The sequence below is a fragment of the Brevibacillus sp. GCM10020057 genome (genome assembly GCF_042683565.1).
In the GTDB taxonomy this organism is placed as follows: Bacteria; Bacillota; Bacilli; order Brevibacillales; family Brevibacillaceae; genus Brevibacillus.
On the sequence record NZ_JBHUJW010000021.1, the window covers coordinates 22706 to 45880 of the forward strand.

21 protein-coding genes are annotated in these 23175 nt (G+C 55.8%); 17 read left to right on the forward strand and 4 right to left on the reverse strand.

Annotated elements, in window-relative coordinates; translation table 11 throughout:
• Positions 1-172: 172 nt before the first annotated feature.
• The 4 genes from ACFSO0_RS06025 (at position 173) to ACFSO0_RS06040 (ending at position 5086) form a co-directional block, all read left to right on the forward strand.
• Positions 173-2590, forward strand: a complete 2418-nt coding sequence (locus ACFSO0_RS06025) for a heavy metal translocating P-type ATPase (protein WP_376877758.1) — start codon at positions 173-175, stop codon at positions 2588-2590.
• A 78-nt stretch (positions 2591-2668) separates the two neighbouring features.
• Complete coding sequence (locus ACFSO0_RS06030) at positions 2669-2869, forward strand: copper ion binding protein (RefSeq protein WP_376877761.1); 201 nt, start codon at positions 2669-2671, stop codon at positions 2867-2869.
• Between the two features lie 285 nt (positions 2870-3154).
• The gene (locus ACFSO0_RS06035) at positions 3155-4087 is read left to right on the forward strand and encodes an arginase family protein (RefSeq protein WP_376877764.1); all 933 of its coding nucleotides are present in this window, start codon (positions 3155-3157) and stop codon (positions 4085-4087) included.
• 30 nt (positions 4088-4117) lie between these two features.
• Positions 4118-5086, forward strand: coding sequence for a sporulation protein (locus tag ACFSO0_RS06040; RefSeq protein ID WP_376877767.1), 969 nt, complete (start codon positions 4118-4120; stop codon positions 5084-5086).
• 415 nt (positions 5087-5501) lie between these two features.
• Here ACFSO0_RS06040 and ACFSO0_RS06045 read toward each other — a convergent pair whose 3' ends face one another.
• The gene (locus ACFSO0_RS06045; RefSeq protein WP_376877770.1) at positions 5502-6056 is read right to left on the reverse strand and encodes a helix-turn-helix domain-containing protein; all 555 of its coding nucleotides are present in this window, start codon (positions 6054-6056) and stop codon (positions 5502-5504) included.
• A gap of 127 nt (positions 6057-6183) precedes the next feature.
• Here ACFSO0_RS06045 and ACFSO0_RS06050 point away from each other — a divergent pair, with 127 nt between their 5' ends.
• The 5 genes from ACFSO0_RS06050 to ACFSO0_RS06070 all read left to right on the forward strand — a co-directional run bounded on the left by ACFSO0_RS06050 (position 6184) and on the right by ACFSO0_RS06070 (position 12932).
• A complete protein-coding gene (locus tag ACFSO0_RS06050) occupies positions 6184-7140 on the forward strand; it encodes a PLP-dependent cysteine synthase family protein (RefSeq protein ID WP_376877773.1) in 957 nt (318 codons plus the stop codon).
• Positions 7141-7537: 397 nt separating this feature from the next.
• Positions 7538-8212, forward strand: a complete 675-nt coding sequence (gene ytaF, locus ACFSO0_RS06055; RefSeq protein ID WP_376877776.1) for a sporulation membrane protein YtaF — start codon at positions 7538-7540, stop codon at positions 8210-8212.
• 103 nt (positions 8213-8315) lie between these two features.
• Entirely contained in the window at positions 8316-11117 is a 2802-nt protein-coding gene (locus ACFSO0_RS06060; protein ID WP_376877779.1) for a calcium-translocating P-type ATPase, SERCA-type, read from the forward strand.
• A 43-nt stretch (positions 11118-11160) separates the two neighbouring features.
• On the forward strand, positions 11161-11862 hold the full coding sequence (gene yunB, locus ACFSO0_RS06065; RefSeq protein WP_376877782.1) for a sporulation protein YunB: 702 nt from the start codon (positions 11161-11163) through the stop codon (positions 11860-11862).
• A gap of 86 nt (positions 11863-11948) precedes the next feature.
• Complete coding sequence (locus tag ACFSO0_RS06070; RefSeq protein ID WP_376877785.1) at positions 11949-12932, forward strand: copper amine oxidase N-terminal domain-containing protein; 984 nt, start codon at positions 11949-11951, stop codon at positions 12930-12932.
• A 154-nt stretch (positions 12933-13086) separates the two neighbouring features.
• Here the strand turns inward: ACFSO0_RS06070 and ACFSO0_RS06075 are convergent, their stop codons facing one another.
• Positions 13087-13608, reverse strand: a complete 522-nt coding sequence (locus ACFSO0_RS06075; RefSeq protein WP_376877788.1) for a GNAT family N-acetyltransferase — start codon at positions 13606-13608, stop codon at positions 13087-13089.
• Positions 13609-13783: 175 nt separating this feature from the next.
• Between ACFSO0_RS06075 and ACFSO0_RS06080 the strand changes: the two genes are divergently transcribed.
• From ACFSO0_RS06080 to ACFSO0_RS06115, 8 genes are all read left to right on the forward strand, one after another.
• Positions 13784-14875 carry a sensor histidine kinase gene (locus tag ACFSO0_RS06080; protein WP_376877791.1) on the forward strand — a complete coding sequence of 364 codons (1092 nt, stop codon included), beginning with the start codon at positions 13784-13786 and terminating at the stop codon, positions 14873-14875.
• Positions 14850-15506, forward strand: a complete 657-nt coding sequence (locus tag ACFSO0_RS06085; RefSeq protein WP_376877794.1) for a response regulator — start codon at positions 14850-14852, stop codon at positions 15504-15506. Before ACFSO0_RS06080 ends, ACFSO0_RS06085 begins: the two co-directional genes overlap by 26 nt.
• A gap of 119 nt (positions 15507-15625) precedes the next feature.
• Positions 15626-16396: a hypothetical protein gene (locus ACFSO0_RS06090; RefSeq protein WP_376877797.1), complete on the forward strand. Its 771-nt coding sequence runs from the start codon at positions 15626-15628 to the stop codon at positions 16394-16396.
• A gap of 45 nt (positions 16397-16441) precedes the next feature.
• A complete protein-coding gene (locus ACFSO0_RS06095) occupies positions 16442-17455 on the forward strand; it encodes an FAD:protein FMN transferase (RefSeq protein WP_376877800.1) in 1014 nt (337 codons plus the stop codon).
• Positions 17452-18018 carry a ferric reductase gene (locus ACFSO0_RS06100; protein WP_376877803.1) on the forward strand — a complete coding sequence of 189 codons (567 nt, stop codon included), beginning with the start codon at positions 17452-17454 and terminating at the stop codon, positions 18016-18018. The genes ACFSO0_RS06095 and ACFSO0_RS06100 overlap by 4 nt, the downstream gene beginning before the upstream one ends.
• A complete protein-coding gene (locus ACFSO0_RS06105; RefSeq protein WP_376877805.1) occupies positions 17993-18688 on the forward strand; it encodes a response regulator transcription factor in 696 nt (231 codons plus the stop codon). The genes ACFSO0_RS06100 and ACFSO0_RS06105 overlap by 26 nt, the downstream gene beginning before the upstream one ends.
• Positions 18681-20024, forward strand: a complete 1344-nt coding sequence (locus tag ACFSO0_RS06110) for a sensor histidine kinase (protein ID WP_376877807.1) — start codon at positions 18681-18683, stop codon at positions 20022-20024. The genes ACFSO0_RS06105 and ACFSO0_RS06110 overlap by 8 nt, the downstream gene beginning before the upstream one ends.
• Positions 20021-20560 (forward strand): hypothetical protein, encoded by a 540-nt coding sequence (locus tag ACFSO0_RS06115; protein WP_376877809.1) that lies wholly within the window; start codon positions 20021-20023, stop codon positions 20558-20560. Before ACFSO0_RS06110 ends, ACFSO0_RS06115 begins: the two co-directional genes overlap by 4 nt.
• A 10-nt stretch (positions 20561-20570) precedes the next feature.
• On the opposite strand, the gene ACFSO0_RS06120 is transcribed toward ACFSO0_RS06115, so the two are convergent.
• A complete protein-coding gene (locus ACFSO0_RS06120) occupies positions 20571-21311 on the reverse strand; it encodes a LytR/AlgR family response regulator transcription factor (RefSeq protein ID WP_376877811.1) in 741 nt (246 codons plus the stop codon).
• A gap of 16 nt (positions 21312-21327) precedes the next feature.
• Positions 21328-22998, reverse strand: coding sequence for a LytS/YhcK type 5TM receptor domain-containing protein (locus ACFSO0_RS06125; protein WP_376877813.1), 1671 nt, complete (start codon positions 22996-22998; stop codon positions 21328-21330).
• Positions 22999-23175 lie beyond the last annotated feature (177 nt).

A 23175-nucleotide genomic window follows, 5' to 3' on the forward strand; every position in this document is an offset into this window, starting at 1 on the left:
TGCGTTTTTGCGGGTCAGCCCAGGCAGGACAGGCTGGCTATTTTTTTTGAAAATACCCCTTGATATACCCTGTGGGGGTATATTATAGTGAAGATGTGATAAGGATATTGCATCAGGGGAACACTACCATAAAATATACCCCATGAGGGTATTTGGTAACGGAGGAATAACGATGAGTGCCAAGACAGCGGAAGCGACAGTTCCCATAACGGGGATGACGTGTGCGGCGTGTGCACTGCGAATCGAAAAAGGGTTGAAAAAGCTGGAGGGCGTGGAGTCTGCCAACGTCAACCTGACCCTGGAAAAATCGACGGTCGTATACGATCCGGCGGTGACGAATTTGGATCTCATCCGCAGCAAGATCGAGTCGCTCGGCTACGGGGTGGGTGCGGAAAAGGCGGAGTTGGCGATTGGCGGCATGACGTGCGCCGCCTGTGCGACCCGGATCGAAAAAGGGCTGAACAAACTGCCTGGCGTGTTGAAGGCAAACGTCAATCTGGCGCTGGAGACGGCGGTTGTGGAATACGACGCCGGCCAGGTCGGCGTGGCCGATCTCGTACGCCAGGTCGAAAAGCTGGGCTATCGAGCGGAGCCCAAGGAAGGGGAACGGTCTGGGCAGCAGGTAGACCGGCGGCAAATGGAGATCAAGCGGCAGACCGAGAAGTTCTGGGTCTCCATGCTGCTCTCGCTGCCGCTGCTCTGGGCGATGGTGAGCCACTTTTCCTTCACCTCGTTTATCTGGCTGCCGGAAGCCTTGAGTAATCCGTGGGTACAGCTCGCGTTGGCTACGCCTGTGCAGTTCGTCATCGGGGGACAGTTTTACCTGGGAGCCTACAAGGCACTGCGCAACGGCAGCGCCAACATGGATGTGCTCGTCGCCCTTGGCACTTCGGCGGCCTACTTCTACAGCCTGTATGTGGCAATTGCCTCCATCGGCACCGGCGCGCACATGCTGGAGTTGTACTTCGAGACCAGCGCGGTGCTGATCACGCTGATCCTGCTGGGCAAACTGTTCGAGGCCAAAGCCAAAGGACGTTCCTCAGAAGCGATCCGCAAGCTGATGGGGCTGCAGGCCAAGTCGGCTGTCGTCGTGCGGGACGGCGTGGAGATGACGGTTCCTGTGGAGGACGTGCGGCCGGGCGATATCGTTCATGTGAAGCCCGGCGAGAAAGTGCCGGTTGACGGGGTGGTGCTGGCAGGCGAGTCGGCCGTAGACGAATCGATGCTGACAGGGGAGAGCATCCCTGTCGACAAGAGGGCAGGCGACACCGTCATCGGCGCGACACTGAACAAAAACGGCTTCCTGAAGATCGAGGCGACCAAAGTCGGCAAAGAAACGGCGCTGGCCCAGATCATCAAGGTGGTGGAGGAAGCGCAGGGGACCAAAGCGCCGATCCAGCGTCTTGCCGACAGCATCTCCGGCATCTTCGTCCCGATTGTCGTCGGCATCGCAGCCCTGACCTTTGCCGTCTGGTATTTCGGGGTCACCCCCGGCAATTTCGCCGAGGCGCTGGAAAAAGCCATCGCCGTGCTCGTCATCGCCTGCCCGTGCGCTCTCGGCCTGGCTACGCCGACGTCCATCATGGCCGGTTCGGGCCGCGCCGCAGAGCTGGGCATTCTGTTCAAAGGCGGCGAGCATCTGGAGACCGCGCATCGGCTGGACACGATCGTCCTCGACAAGACCGGCACTGTGACCAAAGGCGAGCCGGAGCTGACCGACGTTATCGCCGTGGAGATCGAGGGGCAGCGGCTGCTGGCGCTGGTCGGGGCTGCAGAGAAAAACTCGGAGCACCCGCTGGCCCAGGCGATCGTGAAGGGCATCGGCGAGCGAGGGATTGCGCTGGCAAACACCTCGGCCTTTGAAGCGATCCCCGGCTATGGCATTCGAGCCGTGGCAGATGGCCAGGAAGTGCTCGTGGGCACGCGCAGACTGCTGGAGCGTGAACATGTTTCCTGCGAGCGCGTCGCAGAGCAGATGCTGGCGCTCGAGAAAGCGGGGAAAACCGCGATGCTGGCAGCTGTAGATGGCAAGCTGGCCGGATTGATTGCCGTGGCGGATACGATCAAGCCGACCTCGAAAAAAGCGGTAGAACGACTGAAGGCAATGGGGCTGACCGTGATCATGATGACCGGGGACAACCGCCAGACTGCGGAGGCAATCGCCCGCGAAACAGGAATCGATCAGGTCATCGCAGAAGTGTTGCCGGAGGGCAAGGCAGCGGAAGTGAAAAAGCTGCAGGCTGCAGGCAAAAAGGTCGCCATGGTCGGCGACGGTATCAACGACGCCCCGGCGCTCGCGACTGCCGACATCGGGATGGCGATCGGGACGGGCACGGATGTGGCGATGGAAGCGGCCGACATCACCTTGATGCGCGGCGAGCTCACCAGTGTAGCCGATGCGATTGAGATGAGCAAACGGACGATCCGCAACATCAAGCAAAATTTGTTCTGGGCGTTCGCCTACAACACCCTTGGCATCCCGTTCGCAGCGCTCGGCTTCCTCGAGCCGTGGCTGGCGGGAGCGGCGATGGCCTTTAGCTCCGTTTCCGTCGTACTCAACGCTCTGCGGCTGCAGCGGGTGAAGCTGTAGCCGGAGCGCCGCATCAAAATCGGCAAGCAGCGGCATTGTCCGCATTCCATTATCAATCAACCAAAGGAGAGATCATTTATGCAAACTATTACCCTGAATGTAGAAGGAATGAGCTGCAATCACTGCGTCAACACGATCGAAAAAGCATTGAAGGAGCTGGGGGCGACCGGAAAAGTCAATCTGGCGGCCAAAACCGTCGAGGTCACCTACAACGAAGGCGGTCTGACAGTGGATGCTATCAAGGAAGCGATTGAAGACCAAGGCTACGATGTGAAATAAGGAAGCAAACGGTACGGGCAGGTACAAAAAGCGGCAAAATCAAAAGCAAGCTGTCCAGCCCGGCGCCGGCTGCCAAGTCCGGCACAGGCGCAGAGCCGCTTCGACTGCGCAAGCTCAGGTATTTGCCAGTCCGCACACAAGCCGATGCCCCTTTCTCTGGAGAACGATCATATTCCAGAGGGGGGCATCGGCTTTTTTGCGTGGCTTGATTGAGGGCTTGCAAGTTTGTAAAGAACCTGAACAGGCCGGCTCCACGACGTTCATCTAATATTTGGAATCCTGATTGTGATATACTGGGAGCATGTCTACGGTAAGAATCAGGAGGGATCGGCGATAAACGTAAACGTGATTGGCATACCGCATGCGGTGGGAGCGTACGTCTCCGGGACGGAGCTCGCGCCAGACGCATTGCGAGAGGCTGGTTTGATCGAACAATTGCAGCAGGCGGGGCTGAAGGTCAGCGATGCCGGAAATGTGAAGCTTCCCGATTATTTGCCCAGGCACAACATCCCGCCCGTCCGCCATTGGCCAGCGCCCCGTATGCTGTGGGACTTGCTGCGGAAAGAAGCCCGCGATTGGCTTCACGGCGACGATTTTGCCCTCATGCTGGGGGGAGATTGCAGCACCATTGTTGGAACGGCGACGGCCCATCAGGAACTGCACGGAGATCTGGCCTATTTGCTGGTAATAGACGGACATCTGGATGCCGTCGCCCCGTCGCCTCATCGCTGTCTGGGAGCGGCGGGAATGGGGCTATGGTTCCTGCTTCGCGATAACCCGATGTGGGCGGCGGAGCAGGCGTGGACTAGTGACCGGATAAGCGTAATCGGTTGCCAGCAGCCGCCCGAGGAAAGCTGCGGCATCGAGATCGTCTCGCTCGCAGATTTGCGGGCTAGCGAAGGGGAGCACGTGGTCAGCCGCCTCTTGAAGAACATTCCGGCAAACGCGAAACTGCTCGTTCATTTCGACGTAGATGTAATGGACGAAGAAGCGATGGCTGCAGCGTACTCGCCGAGCAAAACGGGCTTGTCGCTGAAAGAAGCCGAGAATTTGCTTGCGGCAGTGGTGCAGGATAGCCGGGTCATCGGCCTGGAAGTCACAGAGTTTTCCGCCTTGCGGGACACGACGGGGGAATATGCGAAACGACTAGTGCGTTTGCTCGCAAATGCGCTCGCTGCTCGCGCAACCAGGGCTTCTTCTGATACACTACACAGATAAGTATTTACTTATGAGTGGAGGAGAAGCGTTATGCTGAAAAAGCTGATGGCCAAACTAGGGGCCGGCGCTGCCAAGGTTGACCTGCAGCTCGACCGTTCCGGATACCGCCTTGGAGAAACGATGACAGGCGTGGTGCGGATTGAGGGCGGCAACGTGGAGCAGCGCATTTCAGATTTGAGCGTCGTCCTCATGATGAAGGCGTATGTGAAGGGGCAGGAAATCACCAAGCCGGTGCAGCTGTTCCCGGTCCAAAGCAACTTCACGGTGCAGCCAAAGCCGGCCGTCATGGAGATTCCGTTTGCGTTTGAATTGCCGGAGGGCCTGGCGATGTCTACGCCGTCGATCCGCTACTACCTGCATACCAAGCTGGATGTGGAGATGGCGCTGGACCCGACAGATATGGATGCTGTCCAGGTGCTTCCTCCTGTAGCGGTGGAACGCGTCCTGCATGCACTGGAGCGTCTGGATTTGCGGCAAAAAGCCGACTCCGGCAAGCTGACCCCGTACGGACAGGAATTTTCCTTTTTCCCCGGGACCCAGCTGGGCATTCCGCTCAAGGAGCTGGAGGTCGTCTTTTTCTCTGCTCCCGGCGAGCTGAAGCTGCTGGTCGAACTGGATCTGGCCACGGGCTTCCTGGGAAGAGAGGCAGAATATAAAGCGGAGATCATCGTCCCGCAGGAGCTGCTCGAGGAAGGACAAGAGGAGGGGCTCTCCCGTTTTCTGCTGGAGACGATCCGCGAGTATGCCAACAACCCGAGCGCCATCCCCTACGTATCGATGGCCGCTTATCGACAGGGACATTACGGCCACCACAGCCATCGCGGCAGCGGCATGGGCGGCATGATCGGTGGTATGGCAGCCGGCTTCCTCGGCGGCATGCTGCTTGATGAAATGTTGTTCGGAGATGAAGAGGTCGCTTCCGACGACATGGGCGAAGACGATGGAGAAGACGACGGCGGCTTCGACTTTGACTTCGGCGGGTTTGACGACGAATTGTAAAAAGGAAGAACGTACAGGGAAAAGCCATCGCCTGCTGTATCCGACAGCGGGCGGTGGTTTTTGCGTTTTTCGTCGATAGGACGAACGCGGCGGCTACAGCCAAAACATGCGGGGCATGAATCCCGAGATGATGTGAATGACAGGCCCATGTGAGGCATCCCCAAAACGAGTATCCAATCATTTCTTCCCTGAATTCCCCTACAAACCCTGTGGTGTTCAGTGATAATAAAGTATTAGACCGGAACCCCTAATGGTACAAGGAGTTCCGGTCTTCTATATCACTAAATATTGCAGGATGCTAAATTCACTTTTTATTAATTTAGCTAAGATAATAATGGGTTCCTTATACATAAGTTCTTAGCCTTTTGATTATACTTTCAAATAATAATTGGATTGTGGAGAACCGTCCTATTCATTAACTTGAATAGTGAATTACTACTGTACACTTTACTGCGCTGTTTCCATTGTTTCTATAAATGTGAGGTCGATCTGCTTTAAAAATGATCGTATCCTCAGGGTCCACTGAATAAACCTGTTCATTGACGACAACCTCCAACGCACCTTCATTTACTATAATAAATTCCTCCACTCCTGTATTATGCGGATCTGCAATATGTTCGCATCCAGGGTCTAAGGTTATTGAAAAGATCTCAAAATGTTGTTCTGGATTATAGGGGACAAGCGGATATACTTTGTAACCGCCATTTTTTTCAATAATTGGAATTATCTCCTTCCTCTTCACCAAACTAACTGGTGGTTTGTATTGACTAACCAGTGAAGAAAACGATAGACGTAGCCCAGTAGCTATTTTCCAGAGAGTTGTTATTGTTGGTGCAGACTTCCCTCTTTCAATTTGTCCTAACATCGTTTTGCTAACACCAGTTAATTCTGAAATTTTTTCTAAGCTCAAATCTCTTTCTTTTCGAATGCGTTTTATGTTTTCTCCAATATTTGTATTTAATTCTTCCATCAAATGAACCCTCCTGTCATTTTGGGCGCTATATTGTAAAAAAGGTCGTTATATTTTACAATAGGTCTATATATAGTTCTAAACATCGCTATATAGTCCAATTTATATGAAGTGAGGGGTTTTGTCTATGGAGAACACGATCTTATCAGGCGTTCATCAAGCTATTGGTAATACTCCGATGGTTCATCTTTCTCGAATTACAGAAAATCTGGATGGCAATATTTTCGCCAAACTTGAATACTTAAATCCAGGTTTCAGCAAAAAGGATAGAATTGCTTTGCAAATCATTGAAGAAGCTGAGAAGGATGGAATACTAAAACCAAATGATACCGTTGTGGAATTAACTAGTGGCAATACAGGCACAGGGCTTGCAATTGTTTGCGCTGTCAAAGGTTATAAATTTGTTGCTGTCATGTCAAAAGGAAACTCAATGGAACGAGCGAGAATGATGAGAGCGCTTGGGGCAGAAGTTGTTTTAGTAGATCAAGCCCCTGGTTCACCTGTAGGACAAGTATCCGGAGAAGACCTTGCTAAAGTCGAAGAAGTAGCGCAACAAATTACAAAAGAAAGAAATGCGTTTCGTGCAGACCAATTTAATCACCTTGGCATTATACATGCTCATGAATTTCACACTGGGGAAGAAATTTGGAAACAGACTAATGGAAAAGTAGATGTGTTTCTTGATTTTGCTGGTTCTGGTGGTACCTTTACAGGATGTGCAAAAACTTTAAAAAAGTATAATCCCAGCATTCGTTGCTATTTTGTTGAACCTTTTACGGCTTCCTTCTACTCTGCTCAACCATCTTCGAACCTCAATCACAAGATCCAAGGTGGGGGATATTCAATGGATTTACCTCTTTTGGATAAAAATTTAGTTACAAACTACATTCGTGTAACGGACGAAGAAGCAACACAAGTTGCTAGGGAACTAGCAATAAAAGAAGGAATCTTTGCTGGTTTCTCTTCAGGAGCGAATGTTGCGGCCGCTTTAAAACTTTTGAAAGGGGAAGAAAAAGGGGCAAATATTGTGTTAACAATTAATGATTCAGGCCTTAAATATCTAAGCACAGATCTATATGAATAAACTGTAAACAGCCCCGATAATGCAATCATATTTCGGGGCTGTTTGTTTTTTATAAGGAGCTGATAGCGTTAATCTAATGGACTTCGCTAGTTGATTTCAGGTTGAGATACGGCAGTCTAAGACTTTAATGTTAGGATTTAAATTACTGATTTTCTATTGATGTTCAGACTAAAATTTAAGGGTGCCGAGTTGCCTATTCACGCCACATCTTCAAAACGGGCTTATTTACATTCAGGTCGATTCTAATAAACATCTGTATTTTAACACCTCAGCGAAGCCGGACAGGAATGACCTCCCGGCAAGTGGCCCTATGAACCGCAGCTTTTTCTCCGTTTTCCGCACATTGGATGAGCATTCCGCGTATACCTAGTAGGCAACGAGAAAGAGGTGACCACATATGAGCGGATGGCTCTCGCTCCTGCTCGTTTCCCTGGCCATCAGTATGGACAGTGTCAGCGTAGGATTGACGTATGGGCTGCGCAACATGAGAATGCCGTTCTTGTCGCTTGTCGTCGTGTCTGGTTGTTCCTTTATTGTCGTGTACAGTGTCATGATGATGGGCTCTTCGCTGACGTACTGGCTGACTCCCGAAGTCGGCAAGAAGGTCGGAGCCGCCGTCCTGATCGGCATGGGGCTGTTTACGCTGTGGAGGCTTGTTTCCCCGCGCGCGGCTGCAGAAGAAGACAGCTCTTGCGCCGCGGTGCCCGCGGAGAGGCAGACGGAGTCCGAGTGGACGGTGCTGTCGCAATTTCGCGTGTTTGGCGTGATGATTCAAATACTTCGTGATCCTGCGCGGGCCGATACCGACCGTTCGGGGCATATCATGGGCTGGGAGGCCGTCATGCTCGGTCTGGCCTTGTCGCTGGATGCCTTTGGCGCCGGGATCAGCCTGACGTTCCTTGGATACTCCCCGCTGGTCGTCGCGCTCTGCATCGCCGTGATGAGCGCCCTGCTGCTGCAAATCGGGCTGACGCTGGGAAGACGTGCGGGCCAGAGCAAATGGGTATCGAAACTGACCTGGCTGCCGCCCCTCCTGTTGATCTGCATCGGAGTGGCGAAAAGCTTGAAATAACCGCATCGAACCGCCCGTCCCTCACGCAGGGACGGGTTGTTTTATTTTGCGGCGCGTCTGCATACATATCAGAAGGAGTGAGAAGTGGATGGAGGAGATATAGGTGGATACACAGCCAATTCCAAAATGGTACACGCTGGCGGCGACAGACGTGACCGAAGCCCTTCACAGCGATGCGGCGCAGGGATTGACCCAGAAGGAGGCGGAGCGGCGACTGGCAGAGCAAGGTCCCAACCAGTTGGCTGAAAACAAGCAAAAGCCTCTCTATACAGTCTTTCTCGACCAGTTCAAAGACTTCATGGTACTCATCCTGTTCATCGCGACGCTGATCTCCTACTTTCTCGGAGAGTACCTGGACGCCATCACGATTATTGCGATCATCATCATCAACGGGATTCTCGGGTTTATCCAGGAGGCCCGTGCGGAACGGTCGCTGCAGGCGCTCAAAGAGCTGGCCTCCCCGATGGCAAGGGTCATGCGGGACGGGCACCTTTCCGTGATTCCGGCTTCGCGGCTGGTACCGGGAGATTTGGTCATGCTGGAGGCGGGAGACCGCGTGCCTGCTGACATGCGGCTGCTCTCCGCCAACCGGCTGGAAATCGAAGAATCCGCTCTCACAGGGGAATCCGTGCCGGTCAGCAAGTCGACTAAACGGCTGGATGTGCCCAAGGAAGCACAAGTGCCGCTGGGCGACCAGAGAAACCTCGCTTTCATGGGCACGATGGTGACTGGCGGCACTGGCAGCGGCATCGTCGTTGCGACCGGGATGGGCACGGAGATCGGGAAAATCGCCCATCTGATGAATACGGCCGAAGAAGCCGAGACTCCGTTGCAGATGCGGTTGGAGCAAATGGGCAAGATTCTCGTCGCGGTCGCCGTCTTGCTCACCATCGTGGTGATCGCCGCAGGAGTATGGCATGGACACGAGCTGTTTACGATGTTCCTCGCCGGGGTGAGTCTGGCAGTCGCCGCGATCCCCGAGGGGCTGCCTGCCATCGTGACCGTTGCATTGGCGCTCGGCGTGCAGCGGATGATCCGCCGCAACGCCATCGTCCGCAAGCTCCCGTCCGTTGAGACGCTGGGCTGCGCGTCGGTCATCTGCTCCGACAAAACCGGGACGCTCACGCAAAACAAGATGACCGTCACACAAGTCTGGCACAGTAACATGCTCTACGAAGTGGGCGGCAGCGGCTACGTCCCCGAGGGAGCCTTTTTGCTGCAGGGCAAGTCGGTATCGCCGGCGCGGGACGGCGCCCTCAACCAAATACTGCGGATCGCGGATCGCTGCAACAACGCCCGGCTCGTCTGCGAGGAACAAAGCACGCGCAACCTGCTCGGGATGGGCAAAACGACCCGCTACTGGCAGGTCGTAGGCGACCCGACAGAGGGGGCGCTCAAGGTGCTAGCAGCCAAAGGGCAGGGCTCGGCCGACCGCGGCAAGCTCGGCTATCAGTCGGTGCGCGTCGAGGAGCTCCCGTTTGATTCCGAACGGAAGATGATGTCGGTGGTGGAAAAAGGCGCGGACGGCATGCACACTCTGCTGACCAAAGGGGCAGTGGAAGCAGTGCTCGCGCGCTCCACGCACATCCTCTGGAGGGGGGAGGTGCAGCCGCTCTCTGCTACGATCCGCCATCAGGTGCTGGAGCAGACCGAACTCATGGCAGGAAAAGCGCTGCGGGTCCTCGCCTTCGCCTACAAGACGCTGCAAGGCTACCGTCCCGGCCAGCCCGTCGGCGTCGTCGAAAACAATCTCATTTTCGTCGGTGTGGCCGGCATGATCGATCCGCCGCGGGAAGAGGTGCGCACGGCGATCAGCTTGTGCCACCAGGCAGGCATCAAAACCGTGATGATTACGGGCGACCACAAAGTGACCGCCGAGGCGATCGCCCGGCAGATCGGGCTGGTACGCGGGTACGGGGAAGTGCTGGAGGGACGCGACCTCGATGCCATGTCCGACAACCAGCTCGCCGAGTACGCCGAACGCGTATCCGTCTACGCCCGCGTCTCGCCCGAGCACAAGCTGCGCATCGTCCGCGCACTGCAAAGCCGCGGGCATGTGGTAGCGATGACCGGTGACGGTGTGAATGACGCGCCCGCGATCAAGACGGCGGACATCGGGATCGCCATGGGCATTACCGGGACGGATGTGACCAAGGAAGCGGCCGACCTGGTGCTGCGCGACGACAACTTCGCCACCATCGTCGCCGCCGTCGAGGAAGGGCGCAACATCTACGACAACATCCGCAAGTTCATCCGCTATCTGCTCGCATCCAACGTGGGAGAAATTCTCGTCATGTTCTTCGCCATGCTGCTCGGCTTGCCGCTGCCCATGGTCCCGATTCAAATTTTGTGGGTGAACCTCGTGACGGATGGGCTGCCCGCCATGGCATTGGGGGTCGACCCGGCAGAGGCAGACACGATGTACCAGCACCCGCGCAACAAGGCGGAGAATATATTCAGCCGGGGGCTTGGGTGGAAGATCATCAGCCGCGGCTTCCTGATTGGCGCGATGACGCTGCTCGCCTTCTGGCTGACGCTGCGGGAAAATCCAAACGATCTTGCGCACGCCCAGACGGTCGCCTTCGTCACCCTGGTCATGGCCCAGCTGATTCACGTCTTTGACTGCCGCAGCCAGTACAGCGTCTTTCACCGCAATGTCTTTGAAAACAAATACCTGGTCTGGGCGGTCCTCTCGTCGCTGGCGCTCGTACTCGGCGTCGTCTACGTCGATGCCTTGCAGCCGATCTTCAAGACGACCGCTCTGTCCTTCCGCGACTGGGCGTTGATTCTGGTCACTTCCGGCGTGCCGACATTCGTGGCGGGGATCGGGGGAGTCGTCGTCAGCGGCCGTCCGAAGACCAGCAGGCCGAAACGTTCGTCGATGCGTACCGTGCGCCTCGACTGACCCTATCAATGTCTCACCGTAAAGCAGGAGAGAGGGATGGACCGTGCTGAAGAGAAGCGGTGGGTGGCGGAGACGGGGAAGGCGAGTCTTTGCGATAACAGTATTTTCCATTATCGGCTTGCTCGTGCTGTTCCTGGTAGCGGAAAAGCAGATCGAGCCTACGCTGCTGCTGATCGCCCAGGCAAAAGCCGATCAAGTGGCGAAGCTGGCGATTATGGATGCCGTCACCAAGCGGATCAGCCAGCAGGGGGTCGATTTCAACGAAGTCGTGCAGATGGAAAAGGACCAGGAGGGCAACATCAAAGCCGTAAACTTCAATTTTCGCGAGTATTCCCGGATCGTCGGGGAGACGACGGCGCGCATCCAAAACCAGCTGAAGGAATTTGAGAGCGATAACGTCCAGATGTCGATTCCGCTCGGAGTGGCGACCAAGAACGCGTTTCTCGAGCATCTCGGTCCCGAAATCCCGATCTCGTTTGTCCCGATCGGAGCGGTCAAGACGAGGCTGGAGACGAAGATGAAGCAGGCGGGAATCAACATGGTGCTCGTGACGATCTACATCAATGTCGATGTCGACCTGCGCGTCATCATTCCGTTTGCTACCGATCAGCAGACCGTCACGACGCAAATCCCCATCTCCGAGGCGCTGATCGTCGGCAAGGTTCCCTCCTATCTCTACAACAACCCGTCAGGCAAACCGGACGTCCCGATGCCGCGCAGCGGGCAGGTCATCAACGAGCCGTAAAAATGTTTTTGAAACGTTTGTTGCATGCTGCCGTCCATGTAATAGAGACACTACACAGTAGACAGAAGAATGGAGGCAGACACAGCATGAAAACATTACGCACAGGCATGATGACTTTGGCGGCACTGGTTGTTCTGGGAGCCAACGTGGCATCTGCGACCTCCGAACCCGTCAAGGAACTTTCCGTCAATGTGAACGGGCAACCGATCGAGCAAACAGCGGTATTGGATAAAGAACAGCAAACCGTCCTGGTACCGCTCCGCGACATCGCGGAATCTCTCGGTTTTCAAGTGAAATGGAATGAAGAACAAAAAGCGGCGGAAGTTGTCAAAGGAGCGATTATCTCCTACGCAAAAGTCGGCGAGGACCGCTATCCGTTTGCCAACATGTACAAATCGCTGGGGGCAGAACCGTGTTTGCTCAATGGCAGCACCTATGTACCAGTGGCGTTCGTGGACGAGATTTTGCAAGCGGACGTAAAGGTGGAAGGAGATGCCGTGACCATCGTCGATGAAGAATCCAATGCAGCTCCTGTACGCACCGGGACCATCACGACGATCAACAAGCTGGAGGGCGGCAGAGTATCGTTCCTCTTGAACGGCTACGAGAGCGGCATCGTCCTTTACGTGAATGAAGACACCAAGATCACGACGGCAGACGGCAAAGTCCTGAAGCCGGAAGACCTGAAGCTGGGGATGGAAGTGGAAGCTACTCACCAAAAATTCATGGCGATGAGCATGCCGCCGCAATCCGGTGCGATCCGTATCGTCGTGAAGAGCAGCCTGGAGACGCCGGAGGTGCTGGGGACAGCAGGAAAAATCGCCAGCATCGCCAAAGACCAGGAGGGCACCTGGAAAATGGTGGTCGAGGGACAGAAGCTGACCGAGACTTCCCCGGAAAAAGTGGCGCTGATCATCAATGAAGACACCAAAATCGTGAGCGTAAAGGACAACAAGGCGCTTGCACCGGAGGATCTGGCGGCAGACATGAAAGTCTTTGCCTACTACGGTCCAAAACTGACGCGCAGCTTGCCGCCGATCGGTGTCGCAGAGAAAATTGTAGTGGAATAACCGACCTGGGAGCGGAACGGCAGAGGCTGTTCCGCTCCCTTCGTCTTCGGAGCGGGCTGCAGACTGCACTAGCCTGCGGGGAGCGTCCATCAGCGCACAGACAGGCGAGCACCGGAAAGCCTGCCGAGCATGGCGCCGCCCCCGCAGGAGGTACCTACAGAACAGGTTGAATCGAACAGGCCATGCAGATGACGCGCCCCAGCTGTTCGGAGAAGCGTTCCTCGTAGACCGCAAATCCGCATGACTCGTAGAACGGCACGACCGCCTTGTTCTTCTCCAGGACACCAAGGTGGAGAGAGGTGTAGCCGTTTTCCCGATACCAGTGAATCAGGCAATCGAGGAATTCTTTGGCGTAACCGTTCCCCTGCGCGTGCCTGGCGATCATGAGCAGCCCGAGCCACGGATGGCCGTCGCGAGGATTTCGCAAAATAAACTGGGCGATCCCGATCGGGGGATGGCTGGATGCCGTGCGCAGGCAATAGCTGTACGAGTCGGCAAAGCCTGCGTTTTCGGCGTGGTCCTGGCAAATGGTGTCGATGCTGACGGAGCGCTGACCATACGCGTATTCCATGTAGTCGGGATTGGAGTTGTAGACGTCGAGCAGCGCGGGGAAGTCGCTCGCAGTCACGGGAGAATAGAACAGGCGTCTGCTGGATGCGGGAAAGGGAGTCGGCACAGAAATGTCTCCTTTGCACATTAATTAATCATACATCTAATTAGATAATAATCGAAATTAAGCGGATGTCAATCGCCTTCCCTGCCTGCCAGATGTTCAGGGAATTCCCCGATACACTTTCGTGCCGCAAAACTCTACAATAGCGGTAAGCAGATTGACTTCATAGGAGGAGCGCATGAACACGTGGAGGGAAGAGCTGGGGACATCCAGTGAAATGATGTCGCTGATGCAGTCTATCTTTGCCAACGTCAGTGATGCCATTCTGGTAGTGGACAACGGCGGAGTGATCATGAAGGTAAACGCCGCGTTGGAGCAAATGACTGGCTGGACCGAGTCCGAACTCGTCGGTTGCAAACATATTTGCGAGCTGTGCCTGGGGATGGCGACCTGTCTGGAGGAGACGAGCTGTGCCGACTGCTTTTTCAAGCAAGTACAGATGCCCTCCTTTGAAATGCGCCTGAAAACGAAGGACGGGAGGGAGACTCTGGTGGCTGCGAGCTCGGCCCGTCTGCCGGATGAGTCCAGGGGCAAGCTCGTCCTCGTCCTGCGCGACATGTCAGCCCAGCAGCAGGCGGAAAAGGAGCGCTACCAGAACAAGCTGACCAACTACGTCATCCAGGCACAGGAGGAAGAGCGCAAGCGGATCGCCCGCGAGCTGCACGACGGCGTGGGTCAAGCGCTCTACAGCATCCTGGTCGGGCTCAATGTGGTGGGGCAGGGGCAGCTGAGCGACCCGATCCGCCAGCATGTGAACGACCTGCTGCAGATGACCTCCAAGGCGATGGAGGAGGTCAAGCGGATGGCGCTGGAGCTGCGGCCGTCGGCATTGGACGACCTGGGTCTTTTGCCCGCCTTGCGTTCCTTGATGAAGCGCGTGGAAAAAAGCTTTGACATCCAGGTCGAGCTGCACGTCCAGGGCGAGCGGCGCAGGTATACGGCGGCGATCGAGACGGCGCTGTACCGCATCATCCAGGAGGCGATGACGAATACGGCCAAGTACGCCCGGGCCAGTCAGCTGGGGATCGTGTTTGATGACCGGGACAAGGAGATCCTCGTGACAATCGTGGATGACGGCGTCGGTTTTGAAGTGGAAAAAACATTGCACGAAGGCAAGGGGCTGGGCGTGTTTGGCATGAAGGAGCGGGCGCAGCTATTGGGAGGGACGGTCGATATACGTTCGGCGCCTGACGAGGGCACGACCGTGATCGTCCGCATCCCGGTTTCAAAGGAGGAGACAGAGCATGGCAATTCGCGTGCTGATCGCTGACGATCACGCCATTGTGCGCTCGGGGCTGGGGATGCTCATCAACGCCCAGGAGGATATGAATGTCGTCGGCTACGCGGCTGACGGAAAGGAAGCGTGCGAAAAGGCGATGGAGCTCCGTCCGGATGTCGTCCTGATGGACCTGAGCATGCCCCCTGGGGAAAACGGCTTGACGGCCACGGCCCGGCTGAAGGAGATGGCTCCTGACATCCAGGTGCTCGTACTGACCATGCACGACGACGAGGAATATTTGTTTCGCGTCCTGCAGGCAGGGGCCGCCGGATACATCCTCAAGAGCGCGCCGGATCTCGATCTCATCGCGGCCATTCGCTCGGTGCACAATGGGATGGCGTATTTGCACCCGTCGGCGACCAAATCGCTGATCGAGGAATTTTTGCAAATGGCGAGGAACGGCGAGGAGCAGGCGAAATACGAGATTCTCACCGAACGGGAAAAGGAAGTGCTCGTGCTGATCGCCAAAGGCTTCAGCAACAAGGAAATTGCCGAGCAGCTGACCGTCTCCGTGAAGACGGTCGAGTCGCACAAGGCGCATATCATGGAAAAGCTGCATCTGCGGACGCGGCCGGACCTGGTGCGCTATGCGATCAAAAAAGGCTGGCTTGATTTTGAATAGGAAACAGCGAGGAAACCCGGGAGCAGCATCCCGGGTTTTTCATGTCCGAATTTCAGGATTTTTTCAGGATTCGGTCGTTAAGATGAGGAAAAGCAAGGGAGAAAGGATGGAGACAACCGATGGCAAAACAGTCAAAATGGCGAAAATGGCAAATAGGAGGCGGCGTGATCGCGTTGCTGGCAGTCGTATTTGACATGGCCAAGGCCGATCCGGCGTTTGTCAAAGCGGTGCAAGCCGCGCAGGAAGACGACAGCGACGGCTCGTATGCTGCTGACGAGAATGCGGCGGCAGACTTCGCCCAGGGACAATCTGATGCAGGCAGTGAAATCGCGGAAGGCGCAAGCGCAAGCGGAAAGGATCAGCCGGAAAACGATCGGGGGGCTACAGAAGACGAGAAAGCAAAAGACACCGAACGCGAAGGAACCGAGGGGCATGCAAAGCACGATGAGCATAGAGAAGACGACGAACGCGGAAAAGGCGAAGAGCACGGGCGCACGGGAAGGACAACCGTGCTGCCTGCCCCAAAGGCAGCTGCCGCTCATGCTCCGGCGACGCAAGCCATAGCAGCCTCGCCGAAAAAAGCAGCGGTCCGGCAAACGCAGCCCGCTGCGAAAGCGGTGGCTGCAGCCAAGCCTGCGAAGCAAACGGCTGCTCCCCAGGCACAAGCAGCGGCTGCTCCTGTCCAACACACTTCAGCAGTATCGCCGCCGCAGCAGCAAACGGTGCAGCCACCACCGGACATTCCGGCCGCACCGCCTGCTGAAACGGCGCCGTCGCCTTCCGTCGACAACAGCAGTGCAGCAACGCCGCAGGTGGAAGACCCGGCTCCGGCGCAAACAGAAGAAAAACCAGTCAAGAAGAAGTCGCATACCAAAAGCCGGCGTTCGTAGCCGCGAAGCGAGGCGAAGACAGACTTGCAGCAGGAGGAACCCGTTATGCAGAAGGGCAGACAATTGCATCTTTACCGATGCCGTGCCATGAATACCGAGATCGAAACGATGCTGGAGAACCAGCCCGGCCAGGTGAAATGCGAGCTTGAGCAAACCGTGGACAGATGGTTTCGCGCGATCGAGCGGCGTTTCAGCCGGTTTTTGCCGGAAAGCGAGCTAAGCCGGCTCAACAGCTATAGCGGCAAGCTGACGCTGGTGTCCGCAGCGATGGCAGAAGTGCTGCTTTTGGCCGACATGTACCGCTCGCAGACAGAGGGGCTTTTTACGCCATTTGTTTACGACGCGCTGCGGGCTGCCGGATACGACCGTTCCTTTGAACAGTTGGACAAGGAAAACGCGTCCGTGACCGATGTTTTTGCTGACAGCGAAGCGTCCATGGCGATCTATCCACAGATGATGGCTGTGCAACTGACAGCAGGCGCGCACATCGATCTGGGAGGGATCGTCAAGGGCTGGTCAGCGGAAAAACTGGCCGGACGGCTGCGGCGAAGGTACGGAATCAGGCGCGGGCTGGTCAACGCTGGCGGCGACGTGCAGGCTTGGGGCGGCAGCAGCACGGAGGAGCCATGGAATATCGGCATCGCGAGTCCATGGGACACGGATGAGGAGCTCGCGCTCGTTTCCTTGCGCGACGGGGCGGTGGCGACGTCCAGCGTCTGCGGCAGGAGATGGAGGTACGGCCCGGATGGACAAGGCCATCATCTGATCGACCCGCGTACGATGAAACCTGCTGTCAGCGACGTCGCGCAGTGCAGCATCGTGGGGGATAACTTGATCCCGTGCGAAATCTGGGCGAAGGTCGTCTGCATCGCAGGGTTGGATTACGGGCTGGCCCTGTTGCAAAAGTACACGGCACGGATGGAAGCATTGATCGTCACCCATGCTGGGGATATTCATTTTTATGGAAATACAGAGCAAATCCATTCAAGATGGGAGATCGAAAAACTCGATTTTGTTCACACTGTTACCTGCGTAGGGAAAGGAGAGCGATTGCTATGACAGAATGGCTGCTGCGCTTGCCTGCCTGGGAGATGATCCGGGGTTTCGGGCTGCTGTCCTATTTCATGCTTTTTGCCGGCGTGAGCCTTGGCATTTTGTACAGCATGCCCGGATGGAGTCCGAGAACAAAGGGAAGGCTGTACAAGCTGCATGCTGCTGCCACGACTGCCGGCATGTTCATCGGCATTTTTCACGCCATGCTCCTCGTGATCGACACGTACATGCCGTTTTCCTGGTCGGAGCTGCTGCTGCCGTTCACGGCGTCCCATGATCCGCTTCTGAACGGATTGGGGACAGTCGTTGTCTACGGCATGATCGTGATCATCCTGACGACCGACCTGCGGAACAAAGTAAGCCGGAGAGCATGGCGAGCCATTCATATCGGTGCGTATCCCGCTTTTGTGCTGGCCCTGATTCACGGAGCGGTCATCGGGACAGACACGAAAGAAGGGTGGATTTTTCTCATGTACGTCTGTACGTTTACTATAGTGACGATTCTCTTGATCGTCAGAGCTTTTCAGGGAGGGAAGCGACATCTTGCACATTCTGCTGGTAGAGGATGACCCCAAACTGGGTCCGTTGATTCAGTACAAATTGAACCAGGAATACCATACGGTGGAATGGGTATCCGATTCGGAGCTTGCGCTGGATTATTTGCAGCAAACCCATTACGATTTGTACATTCTGGATTGGATGATGCCTAAAAAGAGCGGACTTGCGCTTTGCGAGGAAATCCGGGCAAGCAACGATCAGACTCCCATTCTGATGCTCACCGCCCGGGATGCGATTGATGATCGGGTAACCGGGCTGACCAAAGGGGCGGATGACTACTTGATCAAGCCGTTTGCATTTGAGGAGCTGCTTGCTCGAATCCACGCACTGGCCAGGCGAATCACGGCCGGGCTGTACCAGGAACAGACCTATGAGTACGCAGGGATTGTGCTTCATCGGCAATCGCACGAGGTGCGCCGGGATGGACAATTGCTCGCGCTGACCAAAAAAGAGTTTCAACTGCTGGAGTTTTTCCTGCGCAATGCGGAGAAGGTCCTCACCCGCGAGCAGATTATCAACTACGTCTGGGGGCTGGACGCGACGATTACGCCAAATGCCGTGGAGGCAGCGATCAAGCTGCTGCGCAAAAAGGTGGACGACGGGTTCTCCTGCAAGCTGATTCACAATGTCAGGGGCATCGGCTATCGCCTGTATTTGCCAAAGGAGAATGAGCGTGTTTGAGCAGACGCGGAAAAAATTGACCCTCATGTACAGCGGCATGCTGGCGTTCATCCTGATCGCGGTATTTGTCGGCTTTTACTGGACCCTCGCTGCGGTCATCAGCCGCAACGAGCAAGCGCAGCTGGAATCCATCGGGGAAAAGGCCGTTCACGAGTGGAGAGAATTTCAGGAGCGGAGGCTGTCCGGACGGCCGCTTGTTGGGGAATCTCCCGCCAGAGACAGGATAGACGTTGACTTTTTGCAAGAAAACCAGATGATGCTGCTCGCGTCAGGGGATGAATGGCTAATAAAGACCAGCGGCAAGCATGGGGATGCCGTCTCAGCCGCCATCGCACAGGAAGTTTTGCGCCAGTCTCCGGAACCGGGCCGGATCAGCCACGTCCAGCTGTCTGTTGAAGGGGAGGAAAAAACCTTTGCCGTCTACCGTCCGCTTGTCGGCAGCGGCGATGCTGACGGGGAGAGCGATATCCGGTTGTATCTGGGCGAAGATGTGTCGCGGATGGAACAGCTGCTGGATCAGATGAAGTGGGCGCTGCTGGTGATCGGCATTGTTTTGCTCGGAGTGGCCGCCCTGATCGGCTACTGGTTTTCCGGACGCGCCATGGTGCCCATTAACCTGTCCTATAAGCGGCAGAAAGACTTTGCTACCGATGCTTCCCACGAATTGCGCACGCCTTTGAGCGTCATTCTGTCGTCGGCGGAAATTTTGCAGGATCAAAAGGAGAGCCTGCCCGCTTTTCACCAGTCCGTGCTGCAGGGCATGCTGGATGAAATCCACCGGATGAACAGGCTGGTCAATGACCTGCTGACATTGGCTCGAAGCGATGTGGAAACAAATCCGAAATGGTCGTTTCAGCCGTTTGACTTGCTCGAACTGGTCGGGGAAGTAGTCAATCGCATGCAAATCAAGGCAGACCGCAAAAAAGTGACGATCGTAAACCGGGCTGATCGCGGGACGGCGGCTTTTTGGGGGCACGCCGATTCGATTCGGCAGCTCTTTTACATCTTGCTCGACAATGCGGTGAAGTACAGCGAGCCAGGAGAAAAGGTGGAAATGAACGTGGTCAAGGAAGGGACAGGCCGAATCGTCTGCTCCGTCCACAACAATGGAAACGGAATCCCGGAAGCAGACTTGCCCTATGTGTTTGAACGGTTTTACCGCGCAGACAAAGCGCGCTCCCGCGACGTGGAAGGGACAGGGCTGGGGCTCGCTATTGCGGCCCAGATTGTCAGGATGCACAAAGGGCAAATCAGCGTGTCCAGCTCCAGGGAAGAGGGGACCTTGTTCACGGTTGTATTTCCAAGTAATCAACGAAGAGGTGACAAGTCATCATGACAGGAAGTGAGAAGCGGCATTGGATCGCAAACAGGCAGGAGCGAGTCTGGGTGTACATCGCGCTGGTGCTGGCCGCAGCTGTCGCGGCATGGGGAGGCTGGACGCTATGGCAGCATCCCTCGCCTGCCTTCCATACGCGAGAATTCAAAGGTTTTTTCAAAGATCAGGGCTCGGTTGCTCGCATTTTATTGTTCATCGTGCTCGCCCATTACGTTTTGCGGGTTCTTTTCCAAAAAGGCGTGTTCAACCGGTCGGATGCACTGAAAAAATGGATGGCCGCGCTGTCGCGTCTGGCGCGTAAATTGCACACACCGGCAGCTGTTTTGGCGATCGCTTTCATCCTGGTGCATGCTGCCGGGGCCATTTTGTACGAATTTGAGCTAAAGTTTGAGTACGTGAGCGGGCTGCTCGCCCTGCTTGTGCTGCTGCCGGTGCCTGTGCTCGGATTGCTTAGATACCGGATGCTGGATAAAGCATGGCATCTTCGGCTGGGAATAGCGTTTGCTGTCCTGTTCCTGATCCATTCTTTTCTCTAGGCAGCCAGCCTTACAGATTCATCATGCTGCGAAACGCCTTGACTCTCCCGCGGCTCACGGGAATTTCCGTCTGGCTGGCGTCGTTCATCTTGATGACGTAGGTGTTGTTGAACCAGGGGATAATTTCCTTGATATACCTCACGTTCAAAATGTAGTTGCGGTGGCTGCGGAAAAAGGTGCCGGTCCGGTTCAGGATCGCCTCCAGCTCATGGAAGGACAGGTCGCATTTTTCCGTCTCGTCATGCGTGGCAATGTACAAATCCCGCTCCCGCACGAAGGCAAAGCAAATCTGGCTCACATGGATCGGGATGATTTTGTTGTTTTTGCGGATGCACACGTGTCCGTCGAGCAGCACGGGAGCAGGCTGGATACGGGTGTCCTGCATGCTCCGCAGGGTCTTCACCTTCCTGATCGCCTCGTCCAGCTGCGCTTCCATGATCGGCTTGGTCAAGTAGCAGACGGCCGGAGTCGCAAACGCCTCCAGCGCGTGTTCGTGAAAAGCGGTCGAAAACACGATCAGCGGCGGCCAGGACATCTGGTTCAATTTTTTGGCAAATTCCAGCCCGCTCATTCCGGGCATGTGAATGTCGAGAAACAGCAAATCGGGCTCGGACTCGATGATTTGCGGGAGTGCCTCCAGCGGATTGTAATAGATCGCAGTCACCTGAATGTCGATATATTTTTTCAGCAAATATTCCAGTTCGGAGCAGATCGCCGGCTCATCATCGATAATGACGGTTTTCAGGAACACGTGGACTCACCTCTTTTCAAGACTCTGGCGCCGGGATGATAAAGCTGACGGTCGTACCAATGCCCGGCTTGCTGTCGATCTCAAGACCGTACGCATCGCCGTAGATCGATTGCAGCCGCTTGTGGACATTCACCAGCCCGATTCCTTCCGATTGCCTGCTTTCGATCTGTGCCAGGCGCTCCTCGCTGATGCCGACGCCGTTGTCTTTAATTTCGATCTGCATCGCGCCGCCCGCCGCCTTCACGCGTATGGTGAGCAGGCAATCGCTGATTTTCGGAAACAGGCCGTGGTGGATGGCGTTTTCCACGATCGGCTGCAGCGTGAGGATCGGCAACGGGCGCTCCAGCAACGACGCATCCACGTCCATGTTCACCTGCAGGCGGTTGGCGAACCTGACCTTCTCGATCTCCAGGTAAGACGTGATGCCCTCCAGTTCTTCCTGCAAGCTGTGGAAATTCCCTTTGCTCTTCAGATTGCGCCGGAAAATGTCGCTCAAATGGCCGAGCAGGCCGCGCGCCAGTTCAGGGTTTGTCCGGCAGTAGGACATGATGGTGCCCAAGGTGTTGAACAAAAAATGCGGGTTGATCTGCGCTTGCAGGGCGTTCACCTCTGCCTGCTGCCGCATTTTGCTCTGATGCTCAATCTCGGCCAGCTCGATCTGGACCGAGAGCAGGTTCGCCAGCCCGTCCAGCAGCTTCAGATTGGTCCGGGACGATTTGTGGGAGGCGCTTTTATAGTAAAACTGCAGCGTCCCGATCGGCTTGTTTTGGTGGTACAAGGGCGCACCGATGACCGACTTCAGCCGCAAGGTGCTGGGAAAGTCAAGCTCCTTATCCCGGTACGCCACGGTGTGCTGCTTCAAAACGGCTTTTGCTACTTGCGAGCACAAGGCCTCTTTTTGCAGGTGATTTTCCAGACCGCTGCCTTTCGCGCTTAGCAGTTGCTCGCGGTCGGTAATGGCGACGGCATCCACCATGCCGATTTCCCGGATAATCTCGGCCGTTTTCTCGGCGGACTGCCGATTCAGCCCTGTGCGCAAATGCGGCAAAGTCTGGCTGGCGATTGTCAGGGCGAGATTGGCTCCGAGAGCGCCGGACTCATCCTGCATCATTTTCAGGCTGAGAAAAACGCGCGTGAAGATCAACAGGCCGATGACCGTCACGATTGTGGTCGGGATCGCGATTTTCAGCTCCAGCTCGAGCGCCGCCGCAAAGGGCCGCGCGATCAGCAGCACCATGACTTTCTGGATCAGCTCGGCCGCCACCCCCACCAGCACCACCTGCTGCCATTTCAGGCGCAGCAAATTCACCCTCTCGCTAACCATTCCGCCGAACAGGCCAGCCAGCACGGTTGACAAGGCACAGGCGGCAGCGGTAAAACCGCCGATGGAGTAGCGGTGAATCCCTCCGATGACCCCGGCAAAAAAGCCGACGACAGGACCCCCGACCAATCCCCCGACCACCGCGCCGACGATGCGCGTGTTGGCGAGCGCATCATTGATGCGGATGCCGTGCTCCGTCCCGATCACCGACAGGAAACCGAACAGCGCGGAGAGAATCACGACCCGCTTCCAGTCGTTTTTCCCGTAGACGATGTTCCGGAAGTAATCGAGCTGGCCGATGATGAGGGAGATCACCGCGATTCCGGATATGTTTTCCAACAGTTTTAACAGCATGGCAAACGTCATGACAGCCTCCTTATGGTAAAGGGTATCCCGATCCGGCATGTAAATCAATGCAACTCGGCTGGGAATATCGACAGGTGAGTTGCCGTTTTTGCACGCTCGGAAGGATGGAATAGATTCAGCGAAGACGGGCACTCTAAAATAAATAAGAGTTCAGAATAATCCTGAATCCATGCGGGA

Coding starts and splice junctions, on each gene's coding strand:
- ACFSO0_RS06025 (WP_376877758.1), top strand. CDS start 173: ATGAGTGCCAAGACAGCGGAAGCGACAGTTCCCATAACGGGGATGACG.
- ACFSO0_RS06030 (WP_376877761.1), top strand. CDS start 2,669: ATGCAAACTATTACCCTGAATGTAGAAGGAATGAGCTGCAATCACTGC.
- ACFSO0_RS06040 (WP_376877767.1), top strand. CDS start 4,118: ATGCTGAAAAAGCTGATGGCCAAACTAGGGGCCGGCGCTGCCAAGGTT.
- ACFSO0_RS06045 (WP_376877770.1), bottom strand. CDS start 6,056: ATGGAAGAATTAAATACAAATATTGGAGAAAACATAAAACGCATTCGA.
- ACFSO0_RS06050 (WP_376877773.1), top strand. CDS start 6,184: ATGGAGAACACGATCTTATCAGGCGTTCATCAAGCTATTGGTAATACT.
- ytaF (WP_376877776.1), top strand. CDS start 7,538: ATGAGCGGATGGCTCTCGCTCCTGCTCGTTTCCCTGGCCATCAGTATG.
- ACFSO0_RS06070 (WP_376877785.1), top strand. CDS start 11,949: ATGAAAACATTACGCACAGGCATGATGACTTTGGCGGCACTGGTTGTT.
- ACFSO0_RS06080 (WP_376877791.1), top strand. CDS start 13,784: ATGAACACGTGGAGGGAAGAGCTGGGGACATCCAGTGAAATGATGTCG.
- ACFSO0_RS06085 (WP_376877794.1), top strand. CDS start 14,850: ATGGCAATTCGCGTGCTGATCGCTGACGATCACGCCATTGTGCGCTCG.
- ACFSO0_RS06090 (WP_376877797.1), top strand. CDS start 15,626: ATGGCAAAACAGTCAAAATGGCGAAAATGGCAAATAGGAGGCGGCGTG.
- ACFSO0_RS06095 (WP_376877800.1), top strand. CDS start 16,442: ATGCAGAAGGGCAGACAATTGCATCTTTACCGATGCCGTGCCATGAAT.
- ACFSO0_RS06100 (WP_376877803.1), top strand. CDS start 17,452: ATGACAGAATGGCTGCTGCGCTTGCCTGCCTGGGAGATGATCCGGGGT.
- ACFSO0_RS06115 (WP_376877809.1), top strand. CDS start 20,021: ATGACAGGAAGTGAGAAGCGGCATTGGATCGCAAACAGGCAGGAGCGA.
- ACFSO0_RS06125 (WP_376877813.1), bottom strand. CDS start 22,998: ATGACGTTTGCCATGCTGTTAAAACTGTTGGAAAACATATCCGGAATC.